20 protein-coding genes and 4 tRNA genes are annotated in these 19,988 nt (G+C 34.0%); 23 read left to right on the forward strand and 1 reads right to left on the reverse strand.

All coding sequences use genetic code 11. From position 1 onward, the window contains the following. The first annotated feature begins 120 nt into the window (after positions 1-120). The 21 genes from U472_RS05030 to arsB all read left to right on the forward strand — a co-directional run bounded on the left by U472_RS05030 (position 121) and on the right by arsB (position 17,862). Positions 121-196: transfer RNA gene (locus tag U472_RS05030), tRNA-Lys, on the forward strand. Positions 197-311: 115 nt separating this feature from the next. Next, positions 312-387 (forward strand) — tRNA-Glu (locus U472_RS05035). 133 nt (positions 388-520) lie between these two features. Then, positions 521-595: transfer RNA gene (locus U472_RS05040), tRNA-Cys, on the forward strand. 28 nt (positions 596-623) lie between these two features. Further along, positions 624-712: transfer RNA gene (locus U472_RS05045), tRNA-Leu, on the forward strand. A 256-nt stretch (positions 713-968) separates the two neighbouring features. Next, positions 969-1,967: a PspA/IM30 family protein gene (locus U472_RS05050; RefSeq protein WP_068716163.1), complete on the forward strand. Its 999-nt coding sequence runs from the start codon at positions 969-971 to the stop codon at positions 1,965-1,967. A gap of 70 nt (positions 1,968-2,037) precedes the next feature. Beyond that, positions 2,038-3,540 (forward strand): ankyrin repeat domain-containing protein, encoded by a 1,503-nt coding sequence (locus U472_RS05055; protein ID WP_068716165.1) that lies wholly within the window; start codon positions 2,038-2,040, stop codon positions 3,538-3,540. Positions 3,541-3,680: 140 nt separating this feature from the next. After that, the gene (locus U472_RS05060) at positions 3,681-4,637 is read left to right on the forward strand and encodes an aminopeptidase (protein ID WP_068716167.1); all 957 of its coding nucleotides are present in this window, start codon (positions 3,681-3,683) and stop codon (positions 4,635-4,637) included. Positions 4,638-4,748: 111 nt separating this feature from the next. Further along, positions 4,749-5,321 carry a glycerol-3-phosphate responsive antiterminator gene (locus tag U472_RS05065; RefSeq protein ID WP_068716169.1) on the forward strand — a complete coding sequence of 191 codons (573 nt, stop codon included), beginning with the start codon at positions 4,749-4,751 and terminating at the stop codon, positions 5,319-5,321. A gap of 368 nt (positions 5,322-5,689) precedes the next feature. After that, complete coding sequence (locus U472_RS05070; protein WP_068716171.1) at positions 5,690-6,478, forward strand: MIP/aquaporin family protein; 789 nt, start codon at positions 5,690-5,692, stop codon at positions 6,476-6,478. Positions 6,479-6,496: 18 nt separating this feature from the next. Further along, positions 6,497-7,996: a glycerol kinase GlpK gene (gene glpK, locus U472_RS05075; protein WP_068716173.1), complete on the forward strand. Its 1,500-nt coding sequence runs from the start codon at positions 6,497-6,499 to the stop codon at positions 7,994-7,996. Positions 7,997-8,710: 714 nt separating this feature from the next. Beyond that, on the forward strand, positions 8,711-10,201 hold the full coding sequence (locus U472_RS05080; RefSeq protein ID WP_425415766.1) for an NAD(P)/FAD-dependent oxidoreductase: 1,491 nt from the start codon (positions 8,711-8,713) through the stop codon (positions 10,199-10,201). After that, on the forward strand, positions 10,194-11,471 hold the full coding sequence (locus tag U472_RS05085; protein WP_068716175.1) for an NAD(P)/FAD-dependent oxidoreductase: 1,278 nt from the start codon (positions 10,194-10,196) through the stop codon (positions 11,469-11,471). Before U472_RS05080 ends, U472_RS05085 begins: the two co-directional genes overlap by 8 nt. Then, the gene (locus U472_RS05090) at positions 11,471-11,839 is read left to right on the forward strand and encodes a DUF1667 domain-containing protein (RefSeq protein ID WP_068716176.1); all 369 of its coding nucleotides are present in this window, start codon (positions 11,471-11,473) and stop codon (positions 11,837-11,839) included. The genes U472_RS05085 and U472_RS05090 overlap by 1 nt, the downstream gene beginning before the upstream one ends. 434 nt (positions 11,840-12,273) lie before the next feature. Beyond that, positions 12,274-12,666, forward strand: coding sequence for a dihydroxyacetone kinase phosphoryl donor subunit DhaM (gene dhaM / locus U472_RS05095; protein WP_068717231.1), 393 nt, complete (start codon positions 12,274-12,276; stop codon positions 12,664-12,666). A 542-nt stretch (positions 12,667-13,208) separates the two neighbouring features. Next, on the forward strand, positions 13,209-13,526 hold the full coding sequence (locus U472_RS05100) for an ArsR/SmtB family transcription factor (RefSeq protein ID WP_068716177.1): 318 nt from the start codon (positions 13,209-13,211) through the stop codon (positions 13,524-13,526). A 25-nt stretch (positions 13,527-13,551) separates the two neighbouring features. Continuing rightward, entirely contained in the window at positions 13,552-13,875 is a 324-nt protein-coding gene (gene arsD, locus U472_RS05105) for an arsenite efflux transporter metallochaperone ArsD (RefSeq protein ID WP_083189765.1), read from the forward strand. Beyond that, positions 13,875-14,753, forward strand: a complete 879-nt coding sequence (locus tag U472_RS05110; protein WP_068716182.1) for an ArsA family ATPase — start codon at positions 13,875-13,877, stop codon at positions 14,751-14,753. Before arsD ends, U472_RS05110 begins: the two co-directional genes overlap by 1 nt. Beyond that, positions 14,753-15,646 (forward strand): ArsA family ATPase, encoded by an 894-nt coding sequence (locus tag U472_RS05115; RefSeq protein ID WP_068716183.1) that lies wholly within the window; start codon positions 14,753-14,755, stop codon positions 15,644-15,646. Before U472_RS05110 ends, U472_RS05115 begins: the two co-directional genes overlap by 1 nt. A 112-nt stretch (positions 15,647-15,758) precedes the next feature. After that, positions 15,759-16,472 (forward strand): metallophosphoesterase family protein, encoded by a 714-nt coding sequence (locus U472_RS05120; protein WP_068716184.1) that lies wholly within the window; start codon positions 15,759-15,761, stop codon positions 16,470-16,472. 3 nt (positions 16,473-16,475) lie between these two features. Next, complete coding sequence (locus U472_RS05125; RefSeq protein ID WP_068716186.1) at positions 16,476-16,790, forward strand: hypothetical protein; 315 nt, start codon at positions 16,476-16,478, stop codon at positions 16,788-16,790. 16 nt (positions 16,791-16,806) lie between these two features. Beyond that, positions 16,807-17,862, forward strand: coding sequence for an ACR3 family arsenite efflux transporter (gene arsB, locus U472_RS05130; RefSeq protein WP_068716187.1), 1,056 nt, complete (start codon positions 16,807-16,809; stop codon positions 17,860-17,862). Between the two features lie 51 nt (positions 17,863-17,913). Here the strand turns inward: arsB and U472_RS05135 are convergent, their stop codons facing one another. Next, complete coding sequence (locus U472_RS05135) at positions 17,914-18,336, reverse strand: arsenate reductase ArsC (protein WP_068716189.1); 423 nt, start codon at positions 18,334-18,336, stop codon at positions 17,914-17,916. 178 nt (positions 18,337-18,514) lie between these two features. On the opposite strand from U472_RS05135, the gene U472_RS05140 reads away from it, so the two are divergent. After that, positions 18,515-19,153 carry an ABC transporter ATP-binding protein gene (locus U472_RS05140; protein ID WP_068716191.1) on the forward strand — a complete coding sequence of 213 codons (639 nt, stop codon included), beginning with the start codon at positions 18,515-18,517 and terminating at the stop codon, positions 19,151-19,153. After that, positions 19,154-19,957 (forward strand): ABC transporter permease, encoded by an 804-nt coding sequence (locus U472_RS05145; protein WP_068716193.1) that lies wholly within the window; start codon positions 19,154-19,156, stop codon positions 19,955-19,957. The last annotated feature ends 31 nt before the right edge of the window (positions 19,958-19,988 follow it).

Raw genomic sequence — 19,988 nt, forward strand, 5'->3', positions numbered from 1 at the left:
TTAGAAGTGCTGCAAAGAAAGGGAATATTAGCTAATTAACTTTTTTAAGATTTTTTCTTGACATTTAGGGATAATTATTATAATATTTATAAATGTTGGGGTACTTAGTAACTAACATATGGGCCATTAGCTCAGTCGGTAGAGCACCTGACTTTTAATCAGGGTGTCGGAGGTTCAAATCCTCCATGGCTCACCATTATTTTAAAAACAGTAAGGAGTGAAGAGTGATAAGTAAGGAGTTTAGTTCAAGAGATTTAAGTTCTTAAAATCTTTTAACTGCTCACTATTAACTATTCACTGCTTTTCAATAGGCCCCCATCGTCTAGTGGCCTAGGATACTGGGTTTTCATCCCAGCGACAGGGGTTCGAATCCCCTTGGGGGTACCACTAAAATTAAGATTATCACGAAGTGTTTTTGAACTATAAAACACGGAGGGGTACCATCAAATGCAGTTAGCAGTGAACAGTTAAGATCAAAAGATTTAAGAACTAAATCTATACACTGTCAACTGAACTTTAGGGCGGCATAGCCAAGTGGTAAGGCAGAGGACTGCAAATCCTTTATTCCCCAGTTCAAATCTGGGTGCCGCCTCCATAAAAAAACAATTGTAAATTAGCAGTTTGCCGAGGTGGCGGAATAGGCAGACGCACCGGACTTAAAATCCGGTGGGATTTAACTCCCGTGTCGGTTCGAGTCCGACCCTCGGTACCACTTTTATTTTCTGAGTAAAACTCAGAATTTTTTTATTTTTTGATGGTATTGCAATAAAATTAAATAATAAATATAAACAAGCAAGTACCTTAAGGTACTTGCTTGTTTATATTTGGGGATATAGATTAATAAATTTAAATTTTAAAAGGAAATTTATAGATTATTGAGAATAAAATAGTTAATATCTGATTGATAAATAAAGAATAGAGAATATAGTTATTTAATTTTATATCTTCGTTTTAAGGAGTGATTATTTGTGTTAAGGAAGTTTATTGAAATAATAAGATTGATAGTAGCTTTATTTATTGTTCTTTTAGCTATTGGCTTATGGCAAGGTGGTAGGGGTGATGTGATAGTTGGTACAGTATTTGTTATTATAGGCTATGTAATTGTTCCTAGAGAGAGATTGAAAAAAATAGATAGTAAGGCAAATGGAGAATTGGATGGACAAGAAAAGTTTATATTATTTATCAGAATAATAGCTGCAATATTCTTTCTATTAATGGTTATAGGTGCATTAGAATCATTCCAATTATTTTTAGCATTATTAATAGTATTTATTGTTTATTTTATCTTTCCTATCGATTTCTTCTTAAAGAGTTCAGAAGCTAATAGTGATTTAAAGATTGATGATGAAATAGAAGATATTCTAGTTGATATAGAAGAGGATATTAAGTACATGAAAGAGATGTACAATAAAATTCAGAGTACAGTTAGAACCTCTGTTGAATTGCTAGAAGAAGCTAAGGGTAAAGAGCAAGAAACTAGGAAAAGGATGAATTACTGTCAAAAAAGAGCCAGAACTGCTTTGGAAGATAATAATGAAGCAGAGGCACGAGAGGTTCTAAGGCATAAGAAGAGATTTGAGAAGCTCTATCATGAATATAGGGAACAGGTAGAGCATAGAAAGGCTAGTCTTGATTCTCATTTATCAAAATTAGATGAATTAAGCAGAGAAATAGAAGAAGCTGAAAGTATGAGAGATGAACTTATTGCAGAAAAAGAGAATGCACATATTACCGAAGAGATTAATACGACCTTAGCTGATATAGAAGGGATAAATGATGAAAATTTAAAAATAATAGAAGAGAGAATAAGAGAGTTGAAGGTTAGAACTGCGGCTAGTAATGAATTTTATAACGATATTGAAAAAGATTATTTAGAAGATAAGTTTGAAGAATTAGAAGATAGCCATACTTTAAATGAAGAATTATTAAAATTAAAAGAAGAGGTAAGTCAAGGGTCAAATTTGTGATTTTAACAAATTGAAAATACATAATTTGTGAATTTTAAAAGTATTATAGAGATTTGGAAGGAGAAGACTTATGAATAGGCAGATAGATAAGACGATTAAAGTAACTTTTATATGTTTAGTATTGATGTTTAATTTATACTCCTTAGTAGAAGATAATACTTCAAGTAATTCAACTGTTAATGTGACTGAAGAAAGTAAGCGAGAAAAGAGAGAAGTTAATGTCAGAGATAATCAAAATCGAACTGACTTAATAAATTCAATCTTAAATAATGAGAGTATAGAGGTCATAGAAGAGAAGATCAATAAGGGAGCAGATGTAAATGCTAAAGATAATGATGGTAAAACCCCATTAATGTATGCTGCTTACCATAATAAAAATGCAGATATAATTAAAATGCTAATTGCAAAGGGAGCTAAAGTCAATGAACTTGATGTTAATAATCAGACAGCCTTAGATTGGGCAAGTCAAAATAATGATAATCCAGATGTCTTTAAGGTATTGCTTGCTAATGGTAGTAAAGTCAATACCAAAGATAACGAAGGTATTACGCCCTTAATGAAAGCTGCAAGGGATATTAAGAGCCTTGATATAATAAATCTCCTATTAGAGAAGGGAGCAGATGTAAATGCTAAAGATAATGATGGATGTACCCCATTGATGTTTGCAGCCTATCAGAATAGAAATATAGATATAATTAAAACTCTAATTAATAAAGGGGCTAAAGTCAATTATCAAGATTATTTTGGAAGAAGTTCTTTAATGTGGGCAGCCCAGCATAATAGTAATCCAGGGGTAATAATGGCATTACTAGAAGAAGGTGCAGATATTACTTTAGAAGATAATTCTGGCAATAGGGCAGTCGATTATGCTCGATTTAACTATCATATAAAGGGGACTACTGCTTATGATAAATTAAGGGGTATTAAGTCTGGAAAGTTGTTAGAATACAATATTCAAAAAGCTACTTATAATCAAATCCTTCTTGAACCAGATAAGTATCTTAATAAGTATGTAGAGATGACAGGACAATTTTACATAAAAGACCCAGAGAGGGAATCCTTCTTTATTAAAAATGGTAGTAATGAAGTAGAGATTTTTTATTATAATCTTTCAGCAAAGATGCAGGCTTTAATCTTAACCCAGCCTAACTCCAGTGGAAATAAGGTTATTGTAGAAGGGAGTGTATTTAGATATAGTGATGACTATAATTCATATTATCTTATAGCTAAGAATCTTAAAATAGAGGGTGCTAAGCAAGTTGAGGTAGATTTAAATAGTGAAGAGATAACATATGTTGATATCTTAGTTGCTACAGATAAGTATCTAAATAAGGATATAAAGATATCAGGAGAGTTCTACCAAAAAGATGTAGAGAGAGAGTCTTTTTATATTAAGCAAGGAGATTATGAGATAGAGATATTCTATTCTAATTTACCTTCAGTTAGAAAAGACTTAATTCTAAAGGAGGATGAGTATAGTGATAGAAAATTTTCTATAAAAGGAACTCTTTATAGATATAATGATAGAAAGAATACATATTATCTTGTAGCTAAAGATGTAAGTATAGAATAGTTTTACTTATATAAAAGTATAGTAAATATATATTAATTATATTGTAGAGGTGTTTGATTAGATCAGTAGCTGAGTATAATAAGATCTGAAATTGATTAAAATTATAATAAATAGTTGAAGTATTTAGAAAGGGGATTGATATGAATAAATTACAAGAAGCAGCTAGAATAGTTGTTAAAGATTGTTTAGCAGTAAAAGAAGGAGAGCAAGTCTTAATTATTGTAGATGAGCCGAAAAAGAAGATTGGTGAGCTTATCTTTGAAGCAGCTAAAGAGTTGGGAGCAGAAGCAATCTTAACAGAAATGATTCCACGAAAGAACCATGGAGAAGAGCCGCCTGAATTAATTGCTAAGGCGATGAAATATGCTGATGTAGTGATTATGCCTACTTCTAAGTCTCTTTCTCATACTAAAGCCAGAATCGATGCTTGTGATGCTGGAGCAAGGGCTACTACTATGCCAGATGTGACAGAAGAGATGATGAAGAGGGCTTTGAATGCAGATTATGAGGTGATTAAAGAGAGAGGATTAAAGGTTGCTAAGAAGTTGACTAAGGGTAAAGAGGTCAAAGTGACAGCACCCAATGGAACCAATATCAAGATGATAATTGAAGGAAGAGCAGGTCATCCTGATACAGGTATCTATCATAAGAGAGGAGAGTTTGGAAATCTTCCTGCTGGTGAAGCCTATATAGCTCCAATAGAAGGAAAATCTGAAGGAAAATTTGTAGTTGATGGTTCAATGGCTGAAGCTAAAGTGCATACTGAAGAGATTGAACTTGTTGTAGAGAATGGATATGTCACAGAGATTAAAGGTACAGAGGCAGCTGAAAGGCTAAGAGAAATCATCCAACCCTATGGTAAAGATGCTCGAAATATAGCTGAGTTAGGGATTGGAACCAATGATAAGGCTCAATTAACAGGGAATATATTGGAGGATGAGAAGGTCTTAGGAACGGTTCATATTGCTATTGGTGACAATGCTGGAATGGGAGGAGTGGTTTCAGTTGACAGCCACTTAGATGGAATTATTGAAAAGCCAACAGTTGAGATTGATGGAGAATTAATTATGAAAGAAGGCAAATTATTAATCGAATAAAAGTATTAAAAATTTAGTCAGTTATTGGCTAAATTTTTTATTAAATTAGAGGTTTTTTTATGGGACTATTGAAATTATTGTATATAATAAAATGCTTTAAAGGAGGAGTTTATGTATATAGAATATGTTTTAACTAAACAACCTATAATTGCTGCAATTAAAGATATAGATGATTTAGAAGAGGTTCCTGCTGATAAAATAGATGTTTTATTTATCTTAAGGGGAGAATTATCTAATTTAGCCAGCTTAGTAAATAAGGCTATTGAGTTAGATACTTTAGTCTTTTTACATATTGATATGATTAAGGGGATAGGTAGTGATAAAGAAGCTATAAAATACCTATCGCAAGAGATAGGTGTTGATGGAATAGTAACTACTAAAAGTCACTTAATTAAGTCAGCTAAAAAGGAAGGTCTGATAACAATTCAGCGATTATTCTTATTGGATTCTGAATCATTACGGACAGGTATTAATATAGTTAAATCTACTAAACCAGACTTTATAGAGGTGTTGCCAGGATTGGTCATTCCAGAATTGATCGGTGAATTAAAGCAGGAATTAGATATTCCAATTATTGCAGGTGGATTGATAAAAGAAATTGAGCAGGTTAAAGGTTTATTAAAAGAGGATATTTTGGCTATCTCTACAAGCCAGAGAGAGTTGTGGAATTTTGACTTTAAATAATTAGAAAATTAAAAGATTGTTAAATTAATATTTACTTGCAAAACTGTAATATTGAGGTTATAATGTTAATATGATATTAATACATGAGAATAAAATTAGGGTAGAGAAGAAGAGAACCCCTATTCAACTTTCTTAGGAAAGCTATGTCCAATGGGTATAGTGTGCCTATGTGAGTAGAATAGGGGTTTATTTATGTCTTCTTTGAAACATAGTCTTTTCATTACTATCTACCAAGTTAGTTCAGTAATTATCAGAAAATTGACAATATTGCAATTAAGAGTAGATTATAGTAAAGTGAGGTGATATTAGATAAAAGGCGTTACTTTTATTTTTTTACATTTTAAAAACAGATAAAGGGAGGTTTTTTTGTGGAAAAGAATAATCTGTATGGTGAGTGCTTGGCTGAGGTGATTGGTACAGCAATACTACTTTTCTTTGGAGCTGCAACTGTAGCCAATCTAGTATTATTGCAAGCTGATATTGGTCAGTGGGAATTGAGTTTATTATGGGGCTTAGCAGTTGCAATGGCAGTTTATATTACTGGTGGGGTTTCAGGTGCCCATATTAATCCTGCAGTAACAGTGGCTTTGGCATCAGTTGGAGATTTTCCTTGGAAGAAGGTTCTTCCTTACTGTATTGCACAAACTATAGGTGCTTTTATAGGAGCAGCAGGAGCATATTTTATCTATGCTGAGCAATTTCTTGAAAAGACAGGAGCCAATGTAGGTATCTTTTCTACCTTTGCTATGAATAATATAGGTAATTTCAAAGCGATGTTGATTGAGTTAATTTTAACTGCTATATTACTATTAGGGATTATGGCGATGGGGGATGTCTTTAATAGTACAGCACCAAAGGGATTAGGTGGAGCGATCAGTGTTGGTTTATTAGTAGCAACTATAGGTGGTACAGCAGGAAGATTAACAGGTTTTGCTATCAATCCAGCAAGAGACTTTGGACCTAAGTTATTTACTGCCTTAGCAGGTTGGGGTTCAATTCCTTTTACTAAACATAACTTCTATTTCTGGGTACCAATTATAGGACCGTTATTAGGAGGAATCTTAGGTGCTATAATATATAAGAGGCTAATTAGACCTTATCTACCTGAAATATTTAATAAAAGTATTGAATCAGAAGGGGTTTCTGAAGCATTATAATTTTAAGGGGGTATAAAGATGAAAGAGTATATTTTATCTATTGACCAAGGAACTACAAGTTCTAGAGCGATTATCTTTAATAAGGATAGTGAGATTGTAAGTGTTGCTCAAAAGGAATTTAAGCAATTTTATCCTAAGCCAGGTTGGGTAGAGCATGACCCCCATGAAATCTGGGTAAGTGTAATGTCAGTATTGTCTGAAGCTTTAACTAAAGCCGATATCAAACCTACTCAGATAGCTGGTATAGGAATTACCAATCAGCGTGAAACTACTGTAGTCTGGGATGCAGAGAGTGGAAAGCCTATTCATAATGCAATTGTATGGCAAGATAGAAGAACCGCTGCTATCTGTGATGAATTAAAGGATAAAGGTTTAGAAGATACAATTAGAAGCAAGACGGGTCTAGTGGTAGATGCTTATTTCTCTGGGACTAAGGTCAAGTGGATTTTAGATAATGTAGAGGGAGCTAAAGAGAAAGCAGAGGCTGGTAAATTAAGGTTTGGAACAATAGATAGTTGGTTAATTTGGAAGTTAACAGGTGGTGAGGTTCATGTAACTGATTATACCAATGCTTCTAGAACCTTGATTTATAATATCTATGATCTGAAATGGGATGAAGAGTTATTGGAAATACTAGATATTCCTAAATCCATATTACCAGAGGTTAAGTCAAGTAGTGAGGTATATGGTCAGACTGTAGCTTATCACTTTTTTGGTCAGAATGTACCAATTGCTGGTATAGCTGGTGATCAACAAGCAGCTACCTTTGGTCAAGGATGTTATGAGAAGGGGATGGCCAAGAATACCTATGGAACGGGATGCTTTATGCTAATGAATACTGGAACAGAGGCAGTTCCTTCAGAGAATGGATTATTAACTACTATTGCTTGGGGACTTGATGGGGAAGTCAACTATGCTTTGGAAGGAAGCATCTTTATTGCTGGAGCAGCAGTACAATGGCTAAGAGATGAGGTTAAATTAATCGAGGAAGCACCAGATTCTGAATATTTTGCTACCAAAGTAGATAGTACAGATGGTGTTTATGTGGTACCTGCCTTTGCTGGGCTAGGAGCACCTTATTGGGACATGTATGCTAGGGGAGCTATTGTAGGGTTGACTAGAGGTAGTAGTAAGGAACATATTATTAGGGCAACCTTAGAATCATTGGCTTATCAGACAAGAGATGTATTAACTGCAATGGAAGCAGATTCGGGCTTAGAACTCAAAGATTTAAAGGTTGATGGTGGGGCAGTAGCTAATAATTTCTTGATGCAATTCCAAGCTGATATATTAGGAAGTAATGTAGAAAGACCTGTAGTTGCTGAAACAACTGCCTTAGGTGCAGCTTATTTAGCTGGATTGGCAGTAGGATATTGGGAGAATAAAGAAGAAGTATTGACTAAGAGGAAAGTGGATAGGGTATTTACACCGGAAATGAATGAGGATAAGAAGGAAGAATTATATGCTGGTTGGCAGAAGGCTGTTAAAAGAGCAATGGATTGGGAAGAGAAGGAATAAAATTTTCAATTAAAAAGGTCATTTTTTAATTGAAGAGAAATATAATATATTATAACATAATACAGTTTTGTGGTAGAGAATAGAGAAACCACATTTAAGTAGCAAGGGGGTAGTCTGCCTACTTTCCTCTAAACTTAAATGTGGTTTTTAATTTTAGTGAGGATGATAAAAGGTTTATTATATTAATTTCTTGATGATAGTAAACTAATACAATAATTAGATATTACAACACTTTTACTTCAGTTAACAGTAGTTTACACGAAGAGTCTGGGTTTCTAGACTCGTAGAGACAGTTAAGATTTTTAAAGACGAAAAGAATTATTGTTTGAACAAAGCAAAAATTGAAATAGGATTTAGAGTACAATAAAGTTTTAATTAGAGAGTCTAATAATTGATAATACTTAGTGTTTTGATTGCGTAGTGAGTGGGCTGGTTATGCCACGAAGAGTTTTTGTTTTTTAAAACTCGTAGGTTAATTCTTTTCTAGACTGGATTTATCACGAAGGGTTCTAAATATGAACCTGTAGGTTTGCTTACTTTTGGGGCAATGCCAAAAGTAAGGCGCCCTTAGGCGCGCCCCATAGGAAGTAGTCTTGGGCTGCAACCTAAGAAAGTTTAATTACTTTCCAAAGTAAAAAGTATCGCAATATACCCATAAAAAGAAATTATATATATATTAAAATCTAACCAGCATAACGAATTATATTAAATTTTATGGAGGGGTTTATCTTGAAAAAAACAGAGATATTGATTATTGGAGGGGGAGTAATAGGAACTGCTATTGCTCGTGAGCTAGCAAGGTATAAGCTAGATATATTATTGGTTGAAAAGGAAGCTGATGTCTGTACTGGAACTAGTAAGGCAAATACTGCTTTAATTCATGCTGGGTTCAATGCTGATTCCAATAAGTTAAAAGGAAGGTTAAATGTAAGAGGGAATCAGTTGTTTAGGAAAAAGGTTCAAAAAGAGTTAGAAGTTCCAATTAAATGGATAGGGGCTTTGGTTGTGGCTTATGATGAAGAGGACTTACCTACTTTAGAAGCCTTACTTGAGAATGGTAGAGAGAATGGAGTACCTGATTTAGAGATTATTAATTCTGATAGATTATTTGAAATGGAGCCTGAATTAAATAAGAAAGCTGTAGCTGCTTTATATGCTCCAACGGCTGGAATTGTTAATCCCTTTGAACTAACCGTTGCTCAAGCCAATAATGCAGTTAGAAATGGAGCAGAGATCTGGTTGGAGGCAGAGGTTTTAGATATTGAGGATAAAGGCTTAGTTAAGCTAGTAAAAACGACTAAAGGTGATATAGAGACTAAGCTAGTAATCAATGCAGCAGGTGTATATGCAGATAAGATAGCTAGAATGGTTGGAATTGATGACTTTAAGATTACCCCACGTAAGGGGGAGTATTATCTATATGATAAGAGCTTAGATATCAAGGTTAGCCATACTATATTTCCAGTACCTACTAAGGTTAGTAAAGGTATAGTGGTAACACCTACTGATGAGCTTAATCTATTGATTGGTCCTACCGCAGAGGAGATAGAGGATAAGGATGATCTTCAAAATACTCAAAAAGGATTGGATAAGGTAATAGCTGGTGCTCAAAAGACTATACCTAACTTAAGTAGGAAGGGTATAATTAAGGAGTTTTCAGGTCTCAGACCAGCGATTAAAGAGACTGGCGATTTCTTAATTGAGGCCAGTGCTAAGGTCTCAGGCTTTATCAATGTAGCTGGGATTCAATCACCGGGGTTGGCTTCATCACCAGCAATTGCTGAGATGGTAGTTGGAATCGTAAAAGAAGAGTTAGCTGGTTTAGAAGAGAAGGAGGACTTTGACCCTCATGAACAGGAGATTCCTAAATTTAGACATATGAGTCAAGCAGAGAGGATGAAGCTGATTGAAAAGGATGCAAATTATGGTGAGATTATCTGCCGTTGTGAATCAATTACTAAAGGGGAGATTTTAGATGCAATTAGGCAGCCAGTGGGAGCAAGAACGGTAAATGCTATTAAACGGAGGGTAAGACCAGGAGCAGGGCGTTGCCAAGGTGGATTTTGTGGACCAAAAGTTGTAGAAATCTTATCTGAAGAGCTAGCTGTTTCTAAGACGGAGGTTAAATTAGAAAGAGAAAATTCACAGATTTTAGTAGGGAAAGTTAAAGATTCTTTGCAGAAAGGGGTGGCAGATAATGAATAAACAGTCTTATCAATTGGTGATTGTAGGTGGAGGTCCAGCGGGATTGGCTGCAGCTCAAGAGGCTTATGACCAAGGGGTTAGAGATATATTAATTATAGAAAGGGATTTTGAGTTGGGTGGAATCTTGCAGCAATGTATTCATAATGGATTTGGCTTACATTTTTTTGGTGAAGAGTTGACTGGACCAGAGTATGCTCAGCGTTTTATGGAGATGGTTGCTGAAAGAGAGGTTGAGATTAAGCTAAATACAATGGTATTAGAGGTTAGCTCTGATAAAAAGGTTTATGCTGTCAATTCTAAGGAAGGGATGCTGGAGATTAAAGCTGAAGCTATAGTATTGGCAATGGGGTGTAGGGAAAGAACTAGAGAAGCGATAGGTATTCCAGGTAGTAGACCAGCTGGAGTATTTAGTGCAGGTACTGCTCAGCGTTATATCAATATGGAAGGCTATATGCCAGGAAGGAAGGTTGTAATCTTAGGTTCTGGTGATATCGGTTTAATTATGGCTAGAAGGATGCACTTAGAAGGGGCAGAGGTAGAAGCGGTATTGGAACTATTACCCTTTTCAGGAGGATTAACTCGAAATATTGTTCAATGCTTAGATGACTTTGATATCCCTTTGAGATTAAGCCAGACTGTAACTAAAATTCATGGTAAAGAGAGGGTAGAGGGAGTTACTGTATCAAAGGTTGATAAGAATTTAAAGCCAATTCCAGAATCAGAATACCATATTGAATGTGATACTTTATTATTATCAGTTGGTTTGATTCCAGAGAATGAATTATCGATGGAAGCAGGAATTGAGTTATCATCTGTAACAGGTGGACCAATCGTGAATGAATGTAGAGAAACCAGTATTGAGGGTATCTTTGCTTGTGGAAATGTCCTTCATGTCCATGATTTGGTCGATTATGTGACTGAAGAAAGTAAGTTAGCTGGTAAAGCCGCTGCTCTATATTTACAGGGTGGGATAAAAAAAGCTAAGAAAGAGGTTAGTATAGTTGCTGGAGATAATATAGGCTATATTGTGCCCCATAAGGTAACTGAAAAGATTGAGGGCAGAAAGCGTGTAGAGCTCTATATGAGAGGCAAAAGACCCATGAAGAATGCCCGAATAGTTGTTATGGATGGAGATGAGGAGTTATTTAGTAAGAAAGAAAGGTATGTAAAACCAGCAGAGATGATTAGTATTCCATTACCAGAAAAGATGATCGAGCAATTAGCAAGTAATAGAGTTGAAGTTAAGATTGAGGAAGGGGGAGCAGAATAATGGGGGATAAAGTACGTATAACTTGTGTTAGTTGTCCCATGGGATGTGATTTAGAAGTAGAGGTTTTAGACAAAGAGATAAAGAAGATAGAAGGTAATCGCTGTCCTAGAGGAATTGAGTACGCTAAAGCTGAATATTTTAATCCAACTAGAATCTTACCAACTACTGCTAAAGTTAAAGGTGGAGTATTGCCTTTAGTTCCAGTTAAGACTGCCAAACCTATTCCTAAAGGATTATTAGAGAAGGCTATGGTAGAGATAGCTCAAGTTGAATTAGAAGCTCCTATAAAATTAGGGGATATAGTTATTAAAAATATTTTAGATACAGGAATAGATGTAGTTGCTACTAGAGATTTAGCTAAGAAATGAATTCAGTTTTAAAGTTATCTGTAATCAGATATATTTAACCACTCTTTTTTATATAAATGGGGTGGTTTTATTTATGTATAATTATCTAATAATAAATCTATTTTAAGGAGAAATAAATAGATTAATATTCCCATAAACCCTTTATGTGGTGATTGTTAGCAGTATTGCTTTTAGTGGTAATATTTTTTAGGATAGTTACATAAGTATATTATCCCTTAAGACTAAATATAAGATGAAATTTTTATAATAATCTGATAAAATAAAATTAACTACAGGGTTTCAGGAAATTTCATAATTACCTGAGATAGTTATTTAATAAAGAATTCATTTAGATTATAAGTATAATAAGAGTTTAATAACAATGAGTTGATTGCTTAGATTTTATTTTATGAAATGGACTGATATAAGCTAAATAAAGGAGGGAAAGAGTGGGAATGGTTGGGATATTAGTAGTTTCACATAGTAGTAAAATTGCTGAGGGAATAGAAGGATTAGTCAAAGAACTGGTTCCCAGAGAGATACCTCTAATTTCAATTGGTGGTGATGGATATGGGGGAATTGGGACAGATATAGAGGATATAATAGAGGCTGTTGAGGAATTATATACTGATAAGGGTGTTATTATAATCGGAGACGTAGGTAGTTCTTTAATGAATTCGAAGATGGCTTTAGAGATTTTAGAATTAGAAGGTTATACCAATGTAGTAGTAAGTAGTGCACCTTTAGTAGAAGGTGCAATGGTAGCAGCTATTGAAACAAACTTAGGTAAGGACTTAAATGATATCAAAGAAAAGATAGAGAGTAAGCAACTAATCGAATTAATATAATTAATAAAGATGCTCCTGATAATCTGGAGCATCTTTATTTTTATGACATATAAAATTATGATAAGGTTATATTTAATAAAGATAATGGGACACTTTCGTACTAGTTTACAGTTAAGGTATTTAAAAGCGAAGGAAATTAATATTTGAACGAAGCAAGTATTCTAAAAAATAATTAGGTTTAGGATAATCTTTGAATTAGGACTCTTGAATTTATTAATTTCAATGAATGTTAATGGCGTAGTGAGTGGCCTTTGCCACGGAGGGTTTGTTCTTTGAAACCCGTAGGTTTGGTTACTTTTTTCGCCCTGAAGGCACTACGCTTGAAGAAGTACTCTTGGGGTGGTACCTAATATTTTGTTTAATTTTTAAAGTAAACAGTGTCGTAATATATCCGTATTATATTATCACAAAAATTGAATATAGATAATAGAGAGTTAACTAAAAGTTAACTTTACAAAAATACTAATCAATGCTAATATATAAATAGATATAAATATGTTTATGGATTAAGTAGAAATTTTAAATAGGAGAGGAAGAATAGAATGGATAATATAGCAGATATAGCAGAAGTGTTAAAGGCTCTAGCAGACAATACTCGCTTAGAGATTATCAATCTCTTATCCTGTGGGAAGATGTGTGTCTGTGACTTAGTTGAAGAGTTGGATTTGAGCCAACCAAATATCTCTCACCATTTAAAGATACTTAAAAATGCTGATTTAATTATTGCTACTAAGCGAGGTAGATGGGTAGATTATGAGTTAAATCAAGAAGTATTTGAACAATTACAGAATAATTTAAAATATATCACAACCTATGATGCTCAAAAATGTAATTTTGAAAGAAGTACTTGTGAACAATAGGTAGGTAAAATAAGGAGGAATTTTAATGAGTAAAATTAAGGTTACTATTTATGAGCCGCCAATGTGCTGCCCAACAGGAGTTTGTGGTCCTAGTGTTGATGACAAACTTGTTAAATTTAATGATGCACTAAAACAGTTAAAAAAAGAAGGTATTGAAGTAGAGCGAAATTCGATGAATAATAATCCTATTGCTTTTCAACAGAATAAAGCTATTTTAAATCTAGTTAATACTCAGGGAACTAATGATTTACCTGCAACTGCAATCAATGGTACCTTTATTAAATTAGGAGAGTACCCAACTTTAGAAGAGTTAAAAGCCGAGATAGCAAAAGTTAAGGAGGCTAAATAATGTCTGAAACTAAATTTATCTTCTTTTCTGGTAAGGGTGGAGTAGGTAAGACTTCAATGGCATCTACTACTGCTGTCTATTATGCTAGAAAAGGACTTAATACTATTCTAGTAACTACAGATCCAGCTGCTAATCTATCTGATGTCTTTGAACAAGAGATTGGTCATCAGATTACTAAAATTGTTGGAATCGATAATTTATCTGCTATGGAGATAGACTCTAAAGAAGCAACAAAAGAGTATAAAGAGAAAGCCTTAGCACCAATGAAGGAAATCTTTAATGATGAGATGCTAAAGCTGATTGAAGAACAATTAAACTCTCCTTGTACTGAAGAGATGGCATCCTTTGATAGATTTATTGACTTTATGGATGATGACCAATATGACATAGTTATCTTTGACACAGCCCCAACAGGTCATACCATTAGATTATTAGAATTACCTGTTGATTGGAGTAAACATATCGAAGAGAGTGCCCAAGGTAGTGGTCAAACATGTATGGGACCTGTGCAGAATATTCAAGAATCAAAGGAAAAGTATGACCGTGCAGTGGAATTATTAAAGGATACTGATCGAACAGAATTTGTTTTTGTAATGCATCCTGAAAGTAGTTCAATTAGAGAGACAATCCGTTCTAGTCAAGAATTACAAGAGATTGGAATTAATACTAGCAATATAATTGTTAATGGAATCTTACCTAAAGAGGAGTGTCAAAATCTTTTCTTTAAAAAGAGGGGTGAGATGCAGCAAAAGTATTTAACTCAAATAGAAGAAGAAATTAACTTGCCAACTAAGAAGATGTACTTATTAGATCAAGAGATCAAAGGATTAGAAGTATTAACTAAAGTAGCTGCTATCCTTTATAAGGAGGGAAGATAATGAGAGATGATGCTCAAGTATTATTACCAACAGCTAAAGAACCACGCCTAATCTTTTTTGCTGGTAAAGGTGGGGTAGGTAAGACCTCTATCTCATCGGTGACTGCTGTTTACTTAGCGAGATTAGGTTATAAGACTTTATTATTAACTACAGATCCTGCTTCCCATTTAGAGGATGTCTTTGAACAAGAAGTTTCAGGTGAAGTTACTAAAGTTACTGGAGTAGATAACTTAGATATTGTTAAGATTGATCCTAAAGAGGTTGCTGGGGAGTATAAAGAAAAAGTCTTAGCAGATGCTAAGTTAAAGGAATATAGTGAAGAGATGTTAATGGGACTTAAAGAAGAGTTAGATTCCCCTTGTACTGAGGAGATGGCATCTTTTGATAAATTTGTAGATTATACTGAACAAGATGACTATCAAATCATTGTCTTTGATACAGCCCCGACAGGTCATACTTTAAGGCTGTTAGAGTTACCAATGAATTGGGAGCAGCAATTAGAATTTAAAACATCAATTAATACTAGTACCCAAGCAGATTTAGAGTCACAGCAGAAATTTAAAAGGGTAATAGCTAAATTACAGGATAAGAAGCAGACTACCTTCTCTTTTGTAGTCTACCCTGAAAACACACCCATTTTAGAGGCACATCGAGCTGTTGAAGAGTTAGAGACTGTTAATGTAGAGACACAACTGGTAGTTGCCAATCAGATTCTGCCAGCAGAGTATTGTACTACACCTTACTTTAAAAAAAGAAGAAAGATGCAAGAAGAGCATCTAGCTAATATGGAGAATAAATTTAATGCTCCAATCATTCAAATGCCTTTATTTGCCAAAGAGATTCAAGGTTTAGATACTTTGATTGAAGCTGGTAAGGCATTATATAATAAGTAAAATGTACAGTTAACAATTTACAGGATACAGTTAAGATCAAAAGCATTTCAAAGTTTTAACTATCCCCTGTACACTATACACTGTAAACTATAATATAAAGGGAGGCTTTACAATGAGAGTAGCTGTAATTTCAGATGTACATGGTAATATCTTTGCTTTAGAGAGTGTCTTAGAGGATATTAAAGGAAGAAATATTGAGGAGATAGTCTGTACTGGAGATTTAGTAGGCTATGGTCCCTATCCTAATGAGGTAATCGCTAAAATTCAAGAGGAAGGGATTAAGACTATTCAAGGTAATTATGATGATGCTATCGGTAATAGAAGAATTGCTTGTGGTTGTGATTATAAGACAGAGCGTTCTCAGAAGATAGGGATGTCTTCTATGAACTATACTGCAATGGAGACTACTGAAGAGAATAAAGAGTTCTTAGCAAATTTACCTTTTAGCTTGACTTTGGAGATAGAGGATAAGACTGCTTTATTTGTCCATGGTAGCCCTAGAAAGATTAATGAATACTTATATGAAGATAGTGAAGCAGTAAAAGAGGTAGCAGAAGAAATAGAAGAGGATATCTTGGTCTGTGGACATACCCACCTACCTTACCATAGAATCATCAAGGGTAAGCATATGATGAATGTTGGTAGTATTGGTAAGCCAAAGCATGGTAACCCTAACGCTATTTATACAATTATTGAAGTAATTGATGGTAAGGTCAAAACAGAGTTTATCGAAGTTATCTATCCAGTAGCTAAGCTAACTGCTGCTCTTAAAGAGACAGATTTAGCTGAAGAGTTAGTTGAAGTTTTTGAAAAAGGAAATAGCTAATAGATGGAGCTTGTAATTGAACCAAAGTTAAAGGCTTATGCTAAGGGAAGAAACTTAGTAATTACTATTCGGCAGTTAACAGTTAATAGTTGCTGTGGAGGAAAGTTAATGCCTGGTGGAATCCGCCAGGCTAAAACTCCACCTCAAATAATTGAGGGAAGTCCTAAAAAAGATCATATAGTAGATTATCAAAAGCTTGTAAAGGATGAGATAACTATTTATTTACACCAAAATTTAATCGATGATTATTCTAAATTGAAATTAGATATTAAAAAATTAGGGTTTATTAAGAGATTTACCCTTGAAAGCTTTGAATAATAAGGAGGAAAAATCTATGAGTCAAGCAGAAGTAAAAGAGAAGAAAGAAGGATTAGGATTTTTTGAAAGGTATTTAACAGTTTGGGTAGCTTTATGTATTGTAATTGGAATTGGAGTTGGACGCTTTTTACCGATTATCCCAGAGACATTAAGCCAGTTTGAATATGCTCAAGTTTCTATTCCAGTGGCAATTTTAATTTGGTTTATGATTTATCCAATGATGGTTCAGATTGATTTTGGTAGTATTTTAGAAGCAGGAAGAAAACCTAAAGGCTTGGCATTGACTTTAGTTGTTAACTGGCTAATCAAGCCCTTTACTATGGCTTTTTTTGCTTGGTTATTCTTTAAGAATATCTTTGGGGCTTTTATCAATCCAGAGTTGGCAGAACAGTATATAGCAGGTGCAATATTATTAGGGGCAGCACCTTGTACAGCAATGGTCTTTGTGTGGAGTTATTTAACTGATGGTGATGCTAGTTATACTTTAGTCCAGGTAGCAGTTAATGACCTAGTATTGGTCTTTGCTTTTGCACCAATTATTATCTTCTTATTGGGGGTAACAGATTTTACAGTTCCTTATAATACGATACTTTTATCTGTAGTCTTATATATCTTAGTACCTTTAGTGGCAGGATATTTATCACGTAAGTACTTAATTAAGAATAAGGGGATTGATTGGTTTGAGAATGTATATCTTGAGAAGTTGAGTAACTTTACAATCACTGGTTTATTATTAACATTGGTTATTCTTTTCTCTTTCCAAGGGGATATTATCTTAAATAATCCATTAGATATTTTATTGATTGCAATACCATTAACTATTCAGACCTTCTTTATCTTTGCTATTGCTTATGGTGGAGCTAAGTTGCTTAAGTTAGACCATTCAGTAGCTGCTCCAGCAAGTATGATTGGAGCTAGTAACTTTTTTGAGTTAGCAGTAGCTACAGCTATCTCATTATTTGGTCTTAAATCTGGAGCTGCTTTAGCTACTGTAGTTGGAGTTTTGGTAGAAGTACCTGTGATGTTAGCTTTAGTTGGAATTGCTAATAGAACAAAACACTGGTTTGAGTAAATAAGATAGGGAGGGATTAAAATCCCTCCCTATCTTATCTATAATTATAATTTAATTTTTCTCTACTAACCAAGTTTTGATTTTTTCTTTAATTTTATCTCTTATTTCTCTAAATTTATTCAATTTTTCTTCCTCATTGCCTTCAAAGGCCACTGGGTCTTCAAAAGCCCAATGTAATCTTTTAGTTACACCGGGAAAGGTTGGACAGTTTTCTTCAGCAGCTGCACATACTGTAATTAAATATCCAAAGTGTTTTTGACCTAAATAATCCTTAAGAGGAGTAGACTCTTGCTTGTTGATATCTATTCCTATTTCATCCATTACTTTTTTAGTATAAGGATTTATCCCTTTAGCATCTAAACCACCACTATACACTTCAAATTTTTCTCCAGCATACTCTCTCAAAAATGCTTCTGCCATCTGACTACGAGCAGAGTTTCCTGTACAAAGAAATAATACTTTAGTTTTATTCATCTCAATTCCTCCTTATTATAATGAATGCTAAAAAGACCTTGTTCTTAGTAAGTTCAAGATCAATTATCTAATAACCTGTTTATCTTCTGTTAATATTATGTTAAATTAAAGACTGTGTATAATAGTAAATAGGAATATAAATATCTTTAGAGAATAAAGTAATTTGGAGGTGAATTTAATGTTCAGTCTAGAAAAGGTTAAGTTCAAGAATATCTTAGAAATTGATAGTTTAGAATTTCCAGATAATAAGATAACTACGATTATTGGTCCCAGTGGGGCAGGTAAATCAACCTTACTTAAGTTGTTGAATAATATGGTCAGTGTAGATTCAGGAACTATTTTATATAAGGGAGAAGATATTAATCAGCTCAATCCAGTTGAGTTAAGAAGAGAAGTGATTATGTTAGCTCAGAACGCTATTATCTTTGGAGGTAGTATTAAAGATAATTTAGAGATTGGTTTTAGATTAACAGAAGAAGCTATCCCAGAGGAAGAGGAGTTAAAAAAAGTATTAAAAGTTGTACACTTATCTAAAGGATTAACTGCTAATACTCAGAGTTTATCAGGGGGAGAGAAACAGAGATTAGCTTTAGCAAGGGTCTTATTGTTAAATCCTAAAGTTCTCTTGTTAGATGAACCATCTTCAGCCTTAGACCAAGAGACAGAGAGGCTTGTAATTGAGACAGTAGTTAATTATGTAAGAGATAAAGGTAAAACTTTAATTATGATTACTCATTCTAAAGATATTGCTCTAGAATATGGAGATAAGATTATTACTTTACAAGAGGGAAGAGTTATAGGAGAGGAGGAGAATTAGATGGAGCAGACAAGTATAATTCATCTACGACTATGGCAGTTAGTGGCTGCTTATATCTTTGTACTTATCTTGTTATTTTTCTTAAAGATTAGAAGGATAGACAGAGAGAAGGAGTTATTATTAGCTACTACTAGGATGACTTTACAATTGGCTCTAGTAGGTTATCTATTAGGGTATATCTTTGAACAGGATAATTACTTATTTACTCTCATTATTATCGCTGTGATGGAGGTCTTTGCTATTTATAATATTTATCAACGGGTAAATACCAAAATTAGTAGAGAGTTAAAGAAGATTATAGCTTTCTCTATGGCTATTGGAACCCTAACAAGTCTACTCTACTTTATCTTAGTGGTAATTGGCTTAAAGCCTTGGTATGATCCTAGATACTTTATTCCTTTAGCAGGGATGCTCATCGGTAACTCCATGACAGGTATATCTTTAGGTGTAGAGCGGTTGATTTCAGGGATGAAAGAGAATCAAGCAAAAGTTGAAACTGCTTTGATGTTGGGAGCTACACCTAAAAAAGCTACTCAGCAGGCAGTTAATGATGCCTTTAATTCAGCTATTCTACCAACAATCAATTCGATGATGGGGATGGGGATTATCTTTTTGCCAGGGATGATGACTGGTCAAATTCTCTCTGGAGTCTCACCACTGACTGCTATTGAGTATCAGATAGCTATCATGCTAGGGATATTAGGAAGTGTTTCATTAACTGTGGTTATTTTTGTTTATTTAGGATATAAGACCTTTTTTAATGAAAGAGCACAACTGATAATTAATGGTTATGAAACTTCATAGCTTAGGATTAATAAATGGTAGCTACTAAGTA

It is taken from the genome of Orenia metallireducens (assembly GCF_001693735.1).
Classification (GTDB): domain Bacteria; phylum Bacillota; class Halanaerobiia; order Halobacteroidales; family Halobacteroidaceae; genus Orenia; species Orenia metallireducens.

Coding starts and splice junctions, on each gene's coding strand:
- U472_RS05055 (WP_068716165.1), top strand. CDS start 2,038: ATGAATAGGCAGATAGATAAGACGATTAAAGTAACTTTTATATGTTTA.
- U472_RS05060 (WP_068716167.1), top strand. CDS start 3,681: ATGAATAAATTACAAGAAGCAGCTAGAATAGTTGTTAAAGATTGTTTA.
- U472_RS05065 (WP_068716169.1), top strand. CDS start 4,749: ATGTATATAGAATATGTTTTAACTAAACAACCTATAATTGCTGCAATT.
- glpK (WP_068716173.1), top strand. CDS start 6,497: ATGAAAGAGTATATTTTATCTATTGACCAAGGAACTACAAGTTCTAGA.
- U472_RS05080 (WP_425415766.1), top strand. CDS start 8,711: ATGGAGGGGTTTATCTTGAAAAAAACAGAGATATTGATTATTGGAGGG.
- U472_RS05085 (WP_068716175.1), top strand. CDS start 10,194: ATGAATAAACAGTCTTATCAATTGGTGATTGTAGGTGGAGGTCCAGCG.
- U472_RS05090 (WP_068716176.1), top strand. CDS start 11,471: ATGGGGGATAAAGTACGTATAACTTGTGTTAGTTGTCCCATGGGATGT.
- dhaM (WP_068717231.1), top strand. CDS start 12,274: ATGGTTGGGATATTAGTAGTTTCACATAGTAGTAAAATTGCTGAGGGA.
- U472_RS05100 (WP_068716177.1), top strand. CDS start 13,209: ATGGATAATATAGCAGATATAGCAGAAGTGTTAAAGGCTCTAGCAGAC.
- arsD (WP_083189765.1), top strand. CDS start 13,552: ATGAGTAAAATTAAGGTTACTATTTATGAGCCGCCAATGTGCTGCCCA.
- U472_RS05110 (WP_068716182.1), top strand. CDS start 13,875: ATGTCTGAAACTAAATTTATCTTCTTTTCTGGTAAGGGTGGAGTAGGT.
- U472_RS05115 (WP_068716183.1), top strand. CDS start 14,753: ATGAGAGATGATGCTCAAGTATTATTACCAACAGCTAAAGAACCACGC.
- U472_RS05120 (WP_068716184.1), top strand. CDS start 15,759: ATGAGAGTAGCTGTAATTTCAGATGTACATGGTAATATCTTTGCTTTA.
- U472_RS05125 (WP_068716186.1), top strand. CDS start 16,476: ATGGAGCTTGTAATTGAACCAAAGTTAAAGGCTTATGCTAAGGGAAGA.
- arsB (WP_068716187.1), top strand. CDS start 16,807: ATGAGTCAAGCAGAAGTAAAAGAGAAGAAAGAAGGATTAGGATTTTTT.
- U472_RS05135 (WP_068716189.1), bottom strand. CDS start 18,336: ATGAATAAAACTAAAGTATTATTTCTTTGTACAGGAAACTCTGCTCGT.
- U472_RS05140 (WP_068716191.1), top strand. CDS start 18,515: ATGTTCAGTCTAGAAAAGGTTAAGTTCAAGAATATCTTAGAAATTGAT.
- U472_RS05145 (WP_068716193.1), top strand. CDS start 19,154: ATGGAGCAGACAAGTATAATTCATCTACGACTATGGCAGTTAGTGGCT.